The 13,742-nt window shown below is 48.9% G+C and carries 14 protein-coding genes and 2 tRNA genes; 11 read left to right on the top strand and 5 right to left on the bottom strand.

From position 1 onward, the window contains the following. Positions 1-5: 5 nt before the first annotated feature. Both ACE6F3_RS06135 and ACE6F3_RS06130 read left to right on the top strand, forming a co-directional pair. On the top strand, positions 6-1,148 hold the full coding sequence (locus tag ACE6F3_RS06135; RefSeq protein ID WP_279115826.1) for a site-2 protease family protein: 1,143 nt from the start codon (positions 6-8) through the stop codon (positions 1,146-1,148). A gap of 73 nt (positions 1,149-1,221) precedes the next feature. After that, a complete protein-coding gene (locus tag ACE6F3_RS06130; protein WP_010936501.1) occupies positions 1,222-1,551 on the top strand; it encodes a DUF4870 domain-containing protein in 330 nt (109 codons plus the stop codon). A gap of 76 nt (positions 1,552-1,627) precedes the next feature. Here the strand turns inward: ACE6F3_RS06130 and ACE6F3_RS06125 are convergent, their stop codons facing one another. After that, positions 1,628-1,858 (bottom strand): hypothetical protein, encoded by a 231-nt coding sequence (locus ACE6F3_RS06125; protein ID WP_010936500.1) that lies wholly within the window; start codon positions 1,856-1,858, stop codon positions 1,628-1,630. A gap of 185 nt (positions 1,859-2,043) precedes the next feature. Between ACE6F3_RS06125 and ACE6F3_RS06120 the strand changes: the two genes are divergently transcribed. After that, entirely contained in the window at positions 2,044-4,170 is a 2,127-nt protein-coding gene (locus tag ACE6F3_RS06120; protein WP_279115827.1) for a sodium-translocating pyrophosphatase, read from the top strand. 72 nt (positions 4,171-4,242) lie between these two features. On the opposite strand, the gene ACE6F3_RS06115 is transcribed toward ACE6F3_RS06120, so the two are convergent. After that, positions 4,243-4,407: a hypothetical protein gene (locus ACE6F3_RS06115; RefSeq protein ID WP_010936498.1), complete on the bottom strand. Its 165-nt coding sequence runs from the start codon at positions 4,405-4,407 to the stop codon at positions 4,243-4,245. 212 nt (positions 4,408-4,619) lie between these two features. On the opposite strand from ACE6F3_RS06115, the gene ACE6F3_RS06110 reads away from it, so the two are divergent. From ACE6F3_RS06110 to heR, 3 genes are read left to right on the top strand one after another with little or no spacing between them, the layout of a single operon-like run. After that, the gene (locus ACE6F3_RS06110) at positions 4,620-5,279 is read left to right on the top strand and encodes a dienelactone hydrolase family protein (RefSeq protein WP_279115828.1); all 660 of its coding nucleotides are present in this window, start codon (positions 4,620-4,622) and stop codon (positions 5,277-5,279) included. A gap of 9 nt (positions 5,280-5,288) precedes the next feature. Further along, on the top strand, positions 5,289-5,690 hold the full coding sequence (locus tag ACE6F3_RS06105; protein ID WP_279115830.1) for a DUF2177 family protein: 402 nt from the start codon (positions 5,289-5,291) through the stop codon (positions 5,688-5,690). 52 nt (positions 5,691-5,742) lie between these two features. Then, a complete protein-coding gene (gene heR / locus ACE6F3_RS06100) occupies positions 5,743-6,546 on the top strand; it encodes a heliorhodopsin HeR (RefSeq protein ID WP_279115831.1) in 804 nt (267 codons plus the stop codon). Between the two features lie 84 nt (positions 6,547-6,630). On the opposite strand, the gene ACE6F3_RS06095 is transcribed toward heR, so the two are convergent. Beyond that, positions 6,631-6,707 (bottom strand) — tRNA-Pro (locus tag ACE6F3_RS06095). Positions 6,708-6,832: 125 nt separating this feature from the next. Between ACE6F3_RS06095 and def the strand changes: the two genes are divergently transcribed. Both def and ACE6F3_RS06085 read left to right on the top strand, forming a co-directional pair. Further along, entirely contained in the window at positions 6,833-7,336 is a 504-nt protein-coding gene (def, locus tag ACE6F3_RS06090; RefSeq protein WP_010936494.1) for a peptide deformylase, read from the top strand. 22 nt (positions 7,337-7,358) lie between these two features. Next, positions 7,359-8,018, top strand: coding sequence for an MtnX-like HAD-IB family phosphatase (locus ACE6F3_RS06085; RefSeq protein ID WP_041341833.1), 660 nt, complete (start codon positions 7,359-7,361; stop codon positions 8,016-8,018). Here the strand turns inward: ACE6F3_RS06085 and ACE6F3_RS06080 are convergent. Both ACE6F3_RS06080 and ACE6F3_RS06075 read right to left on the bottom strand, forming a co-directional pair. Continuing rightward, complete coding sequence (locus tag ACE6F3_RS06080; protein WP_279115832.1) at positions 8,015-8,677, bottom strand: YggS family pyridoxal phosphate-dependent enzyme; 663 nt, start codon at positions 8,675-8,677, stop codon at positions 8,015-8,017. The genes ACE6F3_RS06085 and ACE6F3_RS06080 overlap by 4 nt on opposite strands. A 10-nt stretch (positions 8,678-8,687) precedes the next feature. Continuing rightward, entirely contained in the window at positions 8,688-9,056 is a 369-nt protein-coding gene (locus ACE6F3_RS06075) for a zinc ribbon domain-containing protein (RefSeq protein WP_279115834.1), read from the bottom strand. 97 nt (positions 9,057-9,153) lie between these two features. Between ACE6F3_RS06075 and ACE6F3_RS06070 the strand changes: the two genes are divergently transcribed. The 3 genes from ACE6F3_RS06070 (at position 9,154) to ACE6F3_RS06060 (ending at position 13,728) form a co-directional block, all read left to right on the top strand. Beyond that, positions 9,154-9,238, top strand: a tRNA-Leu gene (locus ACE6F3_RS06070). A 411-nt stretch (positions 9,239-9,649) separates the two neighbouring features. Then, positions 9,650-11,056, top strand: a complete 1,407-nt coding sequence (locus tag ACE6F3_RS06065) for a hypothetical protein (RefSeq protein ID WP_058292831.1) — start codon at positions 9,650-9,652, stop codon at positions 11,054-11,056. Between the two features lie 140 nt (positions 11,057-11,196). Beyond that, on the top strand, positions 11,197-13,728 hold the full coding sequence (locus tag ACE6F3_RS06060) for a hypothetical protein (RefSeq protein WP_279115836.1): 2,532 nt from the start codon (positions 11,197-11,199) through the stop codon (positions 13,726-13,728). Positions 13,729-13,742: the final 14 nt, after the last annotated feature.

Raw genomic sequence — 13,742 nt, 5'->3', positions numbered from 1 at the left:
AGACCGTGAAATCCTCTTTCAAGCTTGGGCGGATTCTGGGCATAGAGATAGGCATTCATGTTTCGTGGCTTATCATCTTTGCCCTGCTCAGCTGGTCTCTGGCGGTAGCTTATTACCCCGCAATAGATGAAAATATAAGCCCCCTTACCGCCTGGGTACTGGGCATTACAAGCTGCCTGCTGCTTTTCGGCTCGGTTTTAGCCCATGAGCTGGGACACTCTATTGTAGCTATACGCCACGGAATACCGGTTAAAAGCATAACATTGTTTATCTTCGGCGGGGTTTCAAACCTGACCAAAGAACCGGATAACCCCGGAGCCGAATTCCGGATGGCTATCTCCGGTCCGGCAGTCAGCATCATACTGGCACTGGTATTCTGGGCTTTCCAAGCTGCTTTTTCCGCTTTAGATGCCACTTTAGCCAGCGGAGTATTCCTGTACCTAGCTCAGATAAATGCCATGCTGGCCATTTTCAACCTTATTCCCGGTTTCCCCCTGGACGGGGGGCGGGTACTCAGAGCTATTATCTGGAATGCCTCAAACAGCATCAAAAAAGCAACCCGGATTGCCGCCAGAGTGGGGCTGGGCTTTGCTTACCTGCTAATATTCGGGGGCATTGCCATTGCTTTCCTGGGTATAGGAATAAGCGGCCTCTGGCTGGCGCTGATAGGCTGGTTCATGGCTACAGCCGCCCAGGGGTCATACCAGCAAACAGTTATTTCGGAAATACTCAGCGCAGTAAACGTAAGCAGAGTGATGCGGCGTGAATTTAAAACTATTGACCCGGATAAAACACTCTATCAGACACTTCACGAATATATATTGCCGCTTAACCAAAGGGCGCTCCCGGTATTTGAAAACGGGCAACTTACTGGCCTGATAAGCCTGAGTGATATTAAAAAAATACCCACAGATAAACTTGGCCAGACATACGTACGGCAGGTAATGACCCCCCTTGAAAAGCTGCAAACTGTTGCTCCGGAAGAAAATCTGAGCAGTGTTGTAAATACGCTGCAGTCCAAAGATATTAACCAGCTGCCGGTTTTGTCAGATGGCAAACTGGTAGGCATTATTTCCCGTACCAGCCTAATAGAATACCTGCAGATGCGGCAGGAAATAGAAACCAAGCAGCCGGATGTAAAACAATAAAAATATAGCCGGATATATTGACGCCAAGTTTAAAATAATATAGCCTTAAACTAGATTATTAAAGGAGATACTAATGACCAAAACCTCTACCGGTTTGCAGGAAAATGTTGCCGGATTACTTTGTTACGTACTCGCCTGGATTTCCGCTATCATATTCCTGATTCTTGAAAAAGATAATAAATTTGTCCGCTTCCATGCCTATCAGTCACTGGTGGTTTTCGGTTCACTTCAGATTATCGGGCTGGTTTTTACCATAATACCTGTGCTGGGGGTATTTATCACCTGGGTAATAAGCGTCCTTTCATTCATATTGTGGGTAGTCCTGATAGTCAAAGCGGCACAGGGGTTCAAATATAAACTGCCTATCGCAGGGGATATAGCCGAGCGCTGGGCAAATAAATAACCTCTGAAAAACCAAGGGAACACCGCTAAGCCAGACTTCACCGTCTGGCTTTTTTATATCAGAAAGTTCTTGTATATCAGCCCAGTATGTATTTTATAAAACCCAGCACCAGAGAAAGCCCGCAGAGTACCATCCCTAACAGGCTAAGGCGGTGGCGGGGGGAACGCAGCATACCGCCGACCCCTAATCCCAAACCGATAAGAGCCAGAAAAAAATTGAAAAAATTTATCGTGCCCAGCAAGGGGATTAAGCCTATACCCATACCGGCCAAACTAAAAAGCCCTATTATAAAACTGGCAATACCCATAACTGTCTCCTGACGGGTAGTTATATCAAAATACAGCCGGCTTTGTAAAATGGCTAACCCTGCTGATGTGAAGTTACATATATAACACTTAAGTTCAAGGTGGTTATATGTTTGACGAAAATGCACTTATAACTTATACTTACGGCGTTTAAAAATAGAATATTAAAAAAGAAAGGGAGAAGACTGTGGATCTATCCTGGTTGGTGTGGACAGCAGGGCTTATTGCCGTGCTATTTGCCCTCTACCTGATTCGCGATGTTATGCGTCGTGATTCCGGTACCCCGGCTATGCAGGATATTGCCGGCCGTATTCTTGAAGGCGCTGTAGCTTTCTTGAGGCGGCAGTATCGCACCATCGCTATTCTGGCCATTGTGGCTGCAGTAGCTGTGGGTGCAGTGGTTGGTTTGCTAGGTGGCGAACGCGGACTGGAAGCCTATGGCATAACCGGTTTCGGTATAGCCTGGCGGACTGCTCTCGCCTTCATGGCAGGTGCTCTATGTTCCGGTATCTCTGGCATCATAGGTATGTACATCTCGGTTAAATCAAACCTCAGATGTGCCGCTGCTGCCGCAAAAGGCGGCCTCTCTGAAGCTGTTACCGTAGCTATCAGAGGCGGGGCTGTTTCCGGCTTCCTTATTGTTGCCCTAAGCCTGCTAGGCGTTGCCGGCATCTATTACATGTACGGCGGCAACCCCGAAGTAACTCCCCATCTTATTATCGGTTTCGGTTTCGGCGCCAGCTTTGTAGCCTTGTTTGCCCAGTTGGGCGGCGGTATTTACACCAAAGCCGCAGACATGGGTGCTGACCTGGTGGGTAAAGTTGAAGCCGGCATCCCCGAAGATGACCCCCGCAATGCCGCTGTTATCGCTGACCTGGTGGGTGATAACGTAGGTGACTGCGCCGGCCGCGGTGCTGATTTATTTGAATCTACTGCTGCCGAAAACATAGGTGCCATGATTCTGGGTATTACCCTCTATCTGGCCACCGGAAATGCTGCCTGGGTACTCTTCCCGCTGGTTGTCCGTGCCTTCGGCATCATAGCCTCAATCGTAGGTATTATGTTTGTACGCGGTAAGGATAATGAAAGCCCCATGAATGCCCTTAACCGCGGCTATTTTACAGCTGTGGGTTTATCCATAATAGGCCTCTTCGTAGCTAACCAAACTATCGGCGGCGACCTGTGGCTGTTTGGCGCAGGCGTTATCGGTATTCTTACCAGTGTAGCCATGGTATTCATAACCCAGTACTACACTGAATTCCGCTATAACCCTGTTAAAGAAATTGCCAATGCCTCACGCACCGGTCCGGCTACCAATATCGTTTCCGGTACGGCTGTCGGCCTTGAGACCGCCATGCCCACCGCCATTACTATTGGTGCCGCTCTGCTGCTTTCTTACTGGATGGGCGGTCAAACAGGTATCGCCGGCGGGGCTGTGTTCGGTACGGCCGCTGCTACCATGGGTATGCTTATGACCTGTCCCTTTATCCTTGCCATGGATACATTCGGCCCCATTACCGATAACGCCAATGGTGTTATTGAAATGGCCGGGGTAGGCGGCAAGGTAAGGAAAATTACCGACCATCTGGATGCCGTAGGCAATACTACCAAGGCTTTGACCAAGGGCTATGCTCTGGCCTCTGCCGGTCTGGCTGCTTTCCTGCTCTTTGAGGCTTACCTGGAGCGGGTTGCCTTCCTTCGCGGCGAAACTGAAATGATGGCGGTAGACCTTTCACGTATAGAAGTATTTGTAGGCGGCTTGCTGGCGGTTGCGCTGGTATTCTTCTTCTCTGCTGTAGCTATCAAAGCCGTAGGCAAAACTGCCTCCAAGATTATTGAAGAAGTACGCCGCCAGTTTAAGGCGGACCCCGGTATTCTGGCTGGGACTTCACGCCCGGATTACGCCCGCGCAGTAGATATAACCGCTGCCGCCGGCCTGCGTGAAATGATTTTCCCCGGACTGCTTCCGGTTCTTTCGCCCATTGTGCTGGGTGTTTTCCTTAAAGTCACCGGATATGATTCCGCTATGGCCATTGCCGGATTCCTGATGGTAGGCACCATAGGCGGTATTATGATGGCCGCTTATCTGAATAACTCCGGCGGTGCCTGGGATAATGCCAAGAAATACATTGAAACCGGCGAAATGCTTGAATCAGACGGCAGCCCCGTTATGAAACATACTGTTACTCATGCCGCAACCGTGGTAGGGGATACGGTAGGTGACCCCTTCAAGGATACTGCCGGCCCTTCAATCCACGTACTGATAAAGTTACTCTCCACCATTACCCTGGTACTGGCCCCCCTCTTTATCTAGTAAAATAGCTAACCAAAATCAAAAGCCCCCGGCCGAAAAACCGGGGGCTTTATTATTGAAGTGATACTATAGTCAGGCTGCAGCACCCACTGCCTTAGATTCCATCTCTTTGGCCAGGCATTTGGCACAATCTTGATGCACATATCTTTCCCGATACTCATAAAGGTTATTTTCGTCCTCTATCCTGATAACCCTCTCCTTTTTGCACTTGGGGCAGGCGTTGATTGTAACTTTCATTTCGGCCTCCTCCATATTTATTGACTCAAACGCTGTGAGGAAAAGAGTCTGTCTGTGTTAGAAGGTTACAATAATTGACCGCTAAAGATAATGCGTATTAGTACTTATTTGGACTATGGGAAAACACCTATTTTTAAATATATCTTAACAATTTTGCTTTATTTATAATGACTTTGGTAGAGTAATACCATATACTATAGCCAGGAATTTTTATGCAGATATACGAAAAAACCATAAATGTTGTCATAGGCACTACCAAACTGCCCGGTGAACTGGCTGTACCGCTGGAACCCATAGGGCTGGTGATATTTGTGCACGGCTCCGGTTCAAACCGCCAGAGTCCCCGCAACCGTCAGGTTGCCCACCAGCTGAACAGCTATGGTTTAGCTACATTTTTATTTGATTTGCTGACACCCCAAGAAGATATGGTTGATATTCTGATAGCCAATACCCGCTACAATTTCCGCTTTCTGGCAGACAGGGTTATAAAAGTAACCGAAATGCTGAAGGACAGGGAAGAAACCAAAGACCTGCCGCTGGGTTATTTCGGGGCAAGTACCGGAGCCGCCGCCGCACTCTATGCATCTTCGCTGCTGCCCGGACAGATAAAAGCGGTAGTCTCCAGAGGAGGCCGGCCTGACCTTGCCAGAGAACTGCTGCCCATGGTTGAATCCCCCACTTTATTTATAGTAGGGGAGAAGGACTCTCAGGTGTTAAAGCTGAATACTCAAGCCCAAAAGATAATGCGCGCTCCCAATCATCTGTGTATATTACCGGGAGCCAGCCATCTTTTTGAAGAACCCGGGGCACTTGAAAAAGTAGCCGAACTGGCCGGCGGCTGGTTTATAGAATACATGGAAAAGACGGCCTGAGGAGGAAAGATGAGCAGTCTGCTGGTCTACCTGATATTATTGGTGCTTATCTTTGTCCTGGACATGATTTGGATTGGGTTAATTGCCAAAAAATTTTACGTAACCGAACTTTCTCCTATTGCCCGCTGGAGCGGAGGGAGTATGTCACCGGACTGGCCTTCAGCCATACTGGTTTATCTGATTTTCAGTTTGGGCATAGTAACTATGGCTTTGCCTTTGGCAGATGATAATATTTTTGCCGCTCTGGCTTATGGCGGGCTTTTCGGTTTTATTACTTACGGCGTTCATGACCTGACTAATTATTCCACTTTAAATAGTTTCAGCCTGAAGATGGCTTTGGTAGATATGGGCTGGGGGGTTTTCCTGGGTGCTGCCGCCGGACTGACAGGCGGCATTCTGTACAGCCTGTAACTTTTTTTGAGAGTTTACCTGTTTTTACCTGTAAATGGTGACGGGAGGTAATATGGCTAACAAAAAAGTAAAACAGCCTGAGCTGAATCAGCCACAAGCGTTCAGGAAACTGCGGGTTTATAACCTTGTCATGGGCAGTTTCCATTTAGCCCAATCAATACTTATCTTATTCCTCAGCAACAGTTTTTCACTTCCGGTTACCACCAACTTTATCGGCGGCGGGCCCGGCGGGATTACTTTTAAACCACCCGAAATACTGTTTGACCTGCCTATAGGCCCCATGGTAGCCATTTTTCTGCTGCTTTCAGCCGCAGCCCATTTTCTGTTATCTGCACCGGGCATATTTGATTGGTACAAATCTAATTTATCAAAAGGGATTAACTACGCCCGCTGGTACGAATATGCCTTAAGTTCTTCTGTTATGATTGTACTTATTGCCATGCTAAGCGGCATATATGATATAGCCACTTTGATTGCAATTTTCGGGGCAAATGCTGCTATGAATCTGTTTGGCCTGATGATGGAGCTTCATAACCAGACCACATCCAAAACCAACTGGCTTTCATACACTTTCGGGTGTTTTGCCGGATTCATACCCTGGGTGGCTATAAGTATTTATTTCTTCGGGGCAATATCGCAAGCCAGCGAAAATATACCCACCTTTGTTTATTTCATCCTGCCTACTCTGTTCGTTTTCTTTTTCAGCTTTGCTCTAAACATGTGGCTGCAATACAAGAAAGTGGGCAAGTGGCGGGATTACCTGTTTGGCGAGAAGGTTTATATATTCCTGAGCCTTACTGCCAAGACAGCTCTGGCCTGGCAGGTATTTGGAGGAGCACTGGCAGGCGGTTCTTAAACGAGACTGAACAAATATCCTAAACTTACTGACACGGCTAATAAAAAAGCCCTCTTTTAAAAGAGGGCTTTAGTTTAAAGAAAATGGTCGGGGTGAGAGGATTTGAACCTCCGACCACCTGAACCCCATTCAGGTGCGCTACCAGGCTGCGCTACACCCCGACTGTGCAAGATATGGTAGCATAGTGCTTAACTTTGAGCAAGTCTGACTTTTTGTCCGCCAAAGCTAAATATGCTATAATTACAGGGTAATTTCAAAAACTAATGCATAAACGGAGAGAAATTTCATGGCAATACGCCGCATCTGTGAGTTGCCTGAGCCTATATTAAGGAAGAAGGCTAAAAAAGTACCGTCTATTGACGGCTCTATTCAAACGCTCATTGATGACATGATTGAAACCATGAAGAGCGCTGACGGAGCAGGGCTTGCTGCCCCGCAGGTAGGCGTATCTCTAAGGCTGATAGTTTTCCGCGAACCGGACGCTAAAGAAGCCACAGTGCTTATCAACCCTGAAATTGTGAAAAAAGAAGGGCAGAGACAGGTGACCGAAGGCTGCCTTTCCATTCCGGGTTATTTTGGTGAACTTACCAGAGCCGAAACTGTCACTGCCAAGGGTCTTGACCGCCACGGTAAGGCTTTCCGCATAAAAGGTACCGGTGTTGTTGCCCAGCTGCTGGAACATGAAACCGAACACCTGGACGGAATACTTTATATAGACCACCTTGAGAGTGAAGAAAAACTGCATGAGATACAGCCGGAAGATGAAATACCCGAAGAAATCCGTGATTAGCAGATGAACAGGATAAACATATATGCCCGTTGCTCATAAACCTAAAATAATGTTCCAGAGTGATTTTGACGGCACCCTTACCGAAGGGGATGTAAGCTTCTTAATACTTGAGAAATATGCCCAGGGTGACTGGTGTGCTATTCTGCGTGAATACCAAGAGGGCAAGATAAGCGTAGGTGATTTTAATTACCGGGCTTTCGCCCTGGTAAAAGAAGACCGTGAAACACTGGTTGATTTTATCCGTAAAAATGCCATACCCAAGAAGGGCATTTACGAACTTATCAACTACTGCCGCCAGGAAGATATCCGCTTTTCGGTGGTAAGTAACGGCTTAGATTTTTATATTCATACCATGCTGGAAGAAATGGGATTTAAGGATATTGAGATAAATGCCGCCCGCACGCTTTTCACCAGCAACGGCTTAGATGCCCGTTATTACGGGCCTGACGGCAAAATGGTAGAAAACGGCTTTAAAGAAAGTTATACCAACCACTATAAATCACAAAACTACCAGGTAATTTATGCCGGTAACGGCCCTTCTGATTTTCCGCCGGCCAAGCTGTGTGAATACGCCTTTGCTACCGATATGCTGCTTGACCGTTTTAAACAGAGTAATCTGCCCTGCTATCCTTTTCAGGACCTGCACGATATCGTATCCCACTTAAAAGCACTGCCCCGTTAGGGTCGGGGTCCAAAAATACGCGTGCCCAGCCTGACCAGATTAGTTCCTTCCTGAACGGCCACTTTATAAGAGCCCGACATGCCCATGGAAAGAAACTTAAGCTCGGTATTAGGCAAACCCATAGCGGCTATTTCATCAAACTTGTTTTTAGTCAGACGGAATACGCTACGCAGTTCATCAGGGTCTTCCAGTGCCGGCCCCATAGTCATAAGCCCTGAAAGCCTGAGATTTGACAAGCCGGATACCCGCTTTGCTAATTCAACGGTATCTTCCGGCAATACCCCTGATTTCTGTTCTTCCCGTCCGCTGTTTATCTCTATAAACACAGATAAAACCTTGTCAATTTCGGCAGCTCTGCGGTTTAACTCGGAGGCTATTTCAAAACTATCCACCGTTTCAACCACCGAAAACAAACGGACAATTTTTTTGCATTTATTTGACTGAAGCTTGCCGATAAAATGCCACTCAGCCTTTTCCCCTATAAGCGGGTAAGTTTGTTCCGCTTCGGATAGATAGTTATGCCCGATTATCTTTACCCCGGCCTCTATAGCCGCCAGTATCTCAGCCGGCTGGCGTTTTTTGACAGCCGCTTCAAGCGCCACATCAGGCGACAGCTCAGCCAGTATTTCCCTTATGTTCCGAGCAATATCTTCGTACATATTTTCAACCTTAGCCCAGGCTATTTCCGCATTGAGGGCAGAAACGCATACCGGCTTCCACTCTGGCTTCACAATTAGCACACTCGTACCGGGGTGTTTCCATTTCCAGTTGCTGTATCAAGTTTTCCATCTGCTTTCGGCTCAGCAGGCGGGCTTTCACTGTAGATTGGAGACTTTTATCAATTTCAAACCGCTCATGGCAATGGCCGCAATACATATATTGCTTGCGGGAAAAATCAAAGGTGGGGATAAAATAAACCGTAAGCTTTTTGCGCTGCTGTTCAACAGTCATCACCGAAGTAGTCTTACAGCCCGGACAGGTAGTGACCATGTATCCTAAAATATCGTAATAGGCTTTATTTCCAAACAGTACAATCATCAAGTGATGTTATAATGGAAAAGCCTGCTTGTCAAACTGGTTATTTATTATCAGGTTGAGAGGCCAAGCCTAAAATGTTAATATGTACTCTCACAGCGGGGGAGTGCCGGAATTGGCAGACGGGCATGACTTAGGATCATGTGTCGAAAGGCGTCGGGGTTCGAGTCCCCGCTTCCCCACCACACACCGCCTTAAATACCTGTTAAATCTAAATCACCAGGGTATACTCTCTCTCTCATTGCCTTCTCAAGTAATCAGCCGCTATCCGCATTCAAGCTATATTTACCTTTATTCCATTATCATCTACTTAAATATTTAATTATTTACAATATTTGGCTGGTAATATATTTACCCATCTGCCCTTAAACTACCGCAAATCAAATCCGGCTTTTCTCTTTACATAATAGAATTTATTCTTATCTACTCATACTTTCGTATTGACTCTGGATTGAGCATAGATTAGACTACACATGAGTTATATATAAGTACTTGCTTGTTTAATAGTTCGTTTTGATTGTCAGAGCTATATGTAGTTTTTGGCAACGGCTATTTGTGGCATTGGTACTACTAGCCGGCCAAGGAAAGAGGATAAAATGGAGAATAAAAGCCCTACTCTGGGTCAGCATGTAGACCAGCCCGGTCCCAAAATTATGACCAAGCCTCTGCCTATTATTCTGGACGAAATGGAGGCTAATATCCGCGCCGCTGCGGAAGCTGCCAGACGCGCAGAGGAAGCAGCAAAACAAGCAAGTGCCTCTGCCGGTACTTCTATGCATGCCGCAGAAGTAGCCGAAAAAAGGGCGGAGGATGCCAGGCTTGCAGGTGAAAATGCAGCTGCAGTAGCCCAAAAAGCTGCTGCCGAAGCAGTCGCAAAAGCGGCTGAAGCCGCCTCAAAAGCCCAGGAAGCTATTTTACGTTCAGTTGAGGCTGATAAGGCTGCCGTAAAAGCCGCCGAAACCTTCAAAAAAGCTGCTGATGATGCCAGTGAAAAAGCCAGAGCTTCGGCCGCCGAAGCAGCTGCCCAAGCCAGTTTGGCCGCTGAAGAAGCTGCCAGACGTGCTGAAGAAGCTGCCAGAAGCGCTGAAGAAACAGCCAGAGCTGCCATATATGCAGCCGAAGAAGCAACCGCCAAAGCCGATGAGGTTGCCCGTTCTTCAAAAGAAGCTGCCTTAGCTGCCCAGAGAGCCGCCGAACAAACAGCCATCAGGGCTGAAGAAATTGCCAAAGCTGCCAAAGAAGCTCTTGAGAGACTTATTAAGCAAGCTGAAAAAGCCAGTGATGAAGTTGCCGCCGCTATTGCGGCTGCCAAATCAGCCGGCAAAGAAGCTACTATAAAACTAACTACCGAAGCAGGTAAAGCCGCCGATGATGCCGGGCGCAAAGCCAAAGAAATGGCCGTATCTGCTTTACATTTATCCGAACAGCTGGCTCACAAGGCCGAAATGGCTGATGTGGCCGGAGATGAAGCTATAGAAGCAGCCACTAAAGTCAGCGGTAAATTAGCCGCCGCAGTTGACGAAGCCGGACGAATAGCCAAAGAATCAGCTGCAAGCGGTTTCAAGATTGCCGAAAATATGGCTCAGCAAGCTGTATCTGCAGACAAAGCCGGCGATGATGCTATCCGGACTGCGATGTCCATCTTGCAGGAGCTAGCCACCAGAGCTGAAAGCACCGCCAAATCTGCCGCTGAGCGAGCTACCGGTGCTGAAGCTACTGCCAAAGCCGCTGCCGAACGGGCTACCGGTGCTGAAACCACTGCCAGAGCCGCTGCCGACAGAGCAGTGGCAGAGGTAACGCGGGTAAGGCAAACAGCCGAAGAAGTTGCCCAAAGCGCACGCAAAGCAGCAGATGAAGCACTTGCCAAAGCTGAGGAAGCTCTGGTAAAAGCTGTCATCAAACGCCTTACCAGCTGGGAGTGGATTGTAATCCTGGTAGTAATTAACCTTAGTATAGTATTTGCGGCAGTACTTATTGCTACTGCTCTGGGTGCCTTGCTCTAATAAAATATCTTGTTGATGGTCCGCCACGAATGTTATAATGGCTTCGTGGTGGTCAAACCTGATACGAAAGCCTCTCAACCGTTTAATCCGGCTGGGAGGCTTTAGGTTTTTTACCTAATACTGGTGAGAGGAATCTAAAAATGGAAGGAAAGAAAAACATTTCTTCAAATAATGAGCCTGTTGCCCAACCCAAGATTTTAACTAAGCCTTTACCTCAAATTCTGGACGAAATGGATGCCAATATACGCGCAGCTGCCGAAGCTGCCCGCAGGGCACAAGAAGCCGCCATTACCGCCGGTAAAGCCGCTGAAAGTGCTACCCATGCTGCCAATCTGGCTGAAAAACGGGCTGAAGATGCCCGGTTAGCCGGTGAAAAAGCGGCTGAAACCGCAACCCGTGCTGCAGCAGAAGCTGCCGCCGCCGCCGAAAAAACTGCTAAGTTAGCTACTAACGCTGCCAATGAAGCCCTGAAAGCTGCTGAACTGGCTTCACGTAAAGCCGAAGATGCCGAAAGAGGGGCTGCCAAAGCAGCTGATGATTTTAAAAAGGTAGCGGAAGAAGCTGCCAGAAGAGCTGAAGCTGCCAGCCAGGCCGCCCGTGATGCAGCAGATAACGCCATGCTTATAGCCGAATCTGCCGCCCAAAGGGCTGAAGATGCCGGTGAAAATGCCCGTCAAGCAGCTGAAAAAGCTATTCGCGAAGCTCAAGATGCTACTATTGCCGCTATTCAGGCTTCCGAACTGGCCACTAACGCCGCCGAAGACGCTGCCCATAGAGCCGAACAAGCTTCTGCTTTAGCCAGAAAAACTGCCGAAGAGGCCAGCAATGCTTCGCGCGAAGCTGTACTCAAAGCTGAAGAAGCCGCCCGTAAAGCCGAAGCTGCCAGTTTAGCGGCTACCAATGCAGCCGAAAATGCTATGAAATCTGCCAGCGAAGCAGCCAAAAGAGCCGAAGCTGCCAGTCTGGCCGCCAAAGAAGCTGCCGCCATGGCGACTGCCGCCGCTCAGGCCGCGGCCAAAAAAGCAGAGGAAGCCAGCGCTATTGCCAAATCTGCGGCTGAACAAGCTATAAAAGCCGCTAGTGATGCGGCCCTGAGAGCCGAAGCGGCTGCCAAAGCCGCTACCTTAAAAGCAGAAGAGGTACTTTTAGCCTCCAAGAAAGCTGCGGCCGAGGCAATAGCCACCGCCAGTGAAGCTGCCATGTCTGCGGCCATGAAATCAGAAGCTGCTGTTGCCGCCGCCAAATCTTCGGCTGAAAAAGCCATTTTAGTGGCTGAAGATGCCGCCCGTAAAGCCGAGGCTGCTGCCGCTGAAGCATCTAAAAAAGCCGAGACCGCCAGCGCGCTTTCCACCCAAAAGGCTGATGAAGCCATAAAGGCTGCCGATTTAGCCGCCAAGAGAGCCGAAGAGGCTGCTTTGGCTGCCACTCAAAAAGCTGATGAAGCAGTTAAAACCGCCGGAGAAGCTGCTAAACTGGCGGCTACCAATGCTACAAATGCGGCCAGTGAAGCTGCCAAGAGGGCTGAAGCTGCCGCCGCTGCCGCTACAAAGAAAGCCGAAGAGGCTATAGCGGCTGCCAAACTGGCATCTGACGAAGCGGTGAAAGCCGCAACCAAAGCTGCTGAAGATGCAGCTAAAAAAGCCCAGTTAGCCGCCGAAGAAGCCACCCGCCGGGCAGAGGAGGCATCCGCCGCCGCGGCTTCTGCCGCTGCTGCCGCCGCTCTAAGAGCCGAGGAAGCTGCTTATAAGGCCGAAGATACCGCCAAGGCGGCTAAATTGGCTGCCGAAGAAGCTACCAACCGGGCTGATGAAGTAGCTTTAGCTGCCAAAGAGACTGCTCTGGCCAATAAAAAAGCTGCCGAGGCAACTGCCATCCGGGCCAGCCAGATTGCTTTGGCTGCCAAGACAGAACTTGATAAAACTATTCTGGCTGCAAATAAAGCCGGGAATAATGCCACTGAAGCCACTGCTGCCGCTAAGGAAGCCACTGCTGCCGCCAATACCCGAAAAGATGCTGACAGTGCCCGCAAGGCAGATGAAGCCGGACGCAAAGCCAAAATGGCGGCTACTGCCGCCCTTCAGTTAGCTGAGGAAACTGCCCGTAAAGCTTCTCTAGCCGAAATAGCCGGAGATGAAGCCCTTGAAGCCGCAACCAGAGTCAGCGGTGATATTGCCAAACGGGCTGAAGATGCCGGTTATGCCGCTAAGGAATCCGCCAAGTCAGGCTTCAAGGTAGCTGAAGAAACCCGCAAGAAAGCCACCCTGGCTGACGAAGCCGGTGATGCTGCCATCCATGCTTCTATGAGCATTATTCAGGAACTAATAAACAGGGCTGAACAGGTGGGTATTGAGGCCAAGCGTTCAGCCGAAGACTTTGCCCGGATATCACGCTCACAGGCAGAAGCCATGCTGCGTGACGCCCAGATGAAAGCCGCTGCCGAGGTTGAAAAAGCCCGCCGTGCTGCCGAAGATGCCGGTGCCAAAGCAGAAAGCATTGCCAATTCGGCCAAACTGGCGGCCGAAGAAGCCATGAACAAAGCTCAGGAAGCTCTGGTCAAGGCCGTTATCAAACGCCTTACCAGCTGGGAGTGGATTTCAATCCTGGTTATCATAAACTTAAGTATAGTTTTTGCGGCCGTACTCCTGGCTACTGCCTTCGGCGCGCTTATCTGATAATATTGCCTAAT

The sequence above is a fragment of the Dehalococcoides sp. THU4 genome, from assembly GCF_043231265.1.
Classification (GTDB): Bacteria; Chloroflexota; Dehalococcoidia; order Dehalococcoidales; family Dehalococcoidaceae; genus Dehalococcoides; species Dehalococcoides mccartyi.
The sequence above is the reverse complement of the archived record's forward strand: the minus strand, read 5'-3'. Positions and strand labels throughout refer to the sequence as shown.

Coding starts and splice junctions, on each gene's coding strand:
- ACE6F3_RS06080 (WP_279115832.1), bottom strand. CDS start 8,677: ATGTACGAAGATATTGCTCGGAACATAAGGGAAATACTGGCTGAGCTG.
- ACE6F3_RS06085 (WP_041341833.1), top strand. CDS start 7,359: ATGCCCGTTGCTCATAAACCTAAAATAATGTTCCAGAGTGATTTTGAC.
- def (WP_010936494.1), top strand. CDS start 6,833: ATGGCAATACGCCGCATCTGTGAGTTGCCTGAGCCTATATTAAGGAAG.
- ACE6F3_RS06065 (WP_058292831.1), top strand. CDS start 9,650: ATGGAGAATAAAAGCCCTACTCTGGGTCAGCATGTAGACCAGCCCGGT.
- ACE6F3_RS06125 (WP_010936500.1), bottom strand. CDS start 1,858: ATGGGTATTGCCAGTTTTATAATAGGGCTTTTTAGTTTGGCCGGTATG.
- ACE6F3_RS06110 (WP_279115828.1), top strand. CDS start 4,620: ATGCAGATATACGAAAAAACCATAAATGTTGTCATAGGCACTACCAAA.
- ACE6F3_RS06115 (WP_010936498.1), bottom strand. CDS start 4,407: ATGAAAGTTACAATCAACGCCTGCCCCAAGTGCAAAAAGGAGAGGGTT.
- ACE6F3_RS06075 (WP_279115834.1), bottom strand. CDS start 9,056: ATGATTGTACTGTTTGGAAATAAAGCCTATTACGATATTTTAGGATAC.
- heR (WP_279115831.1), top strand. CDS start 5,743: ATGGCTAACAAAAAAGTAAAACAGCCTGAGCTGAATCAGCCACAAGCG.
- ACE6F3_RS06130 (WP_010936501.1), top strand. CDS start 1,222: ATGACCAAAACCTCTACCGGTTTGCAGGAAAATGTTGCCGGATTACTT.
- ACE6F3_RS06060 (WP_279115836.1), top strand. CDS start 11,197: ATGGAAGGAAAGAAAAACATTTCTTCAAATAATGAGCCTGTTGCCCAA.
- ACE6F3_RS06105 (WP_279115830.1), top strand. CDS start 5,289: ATGAGCAGTCTGCTGGTCTACCTGATATTATTGGTGCTTATCTTTGTC.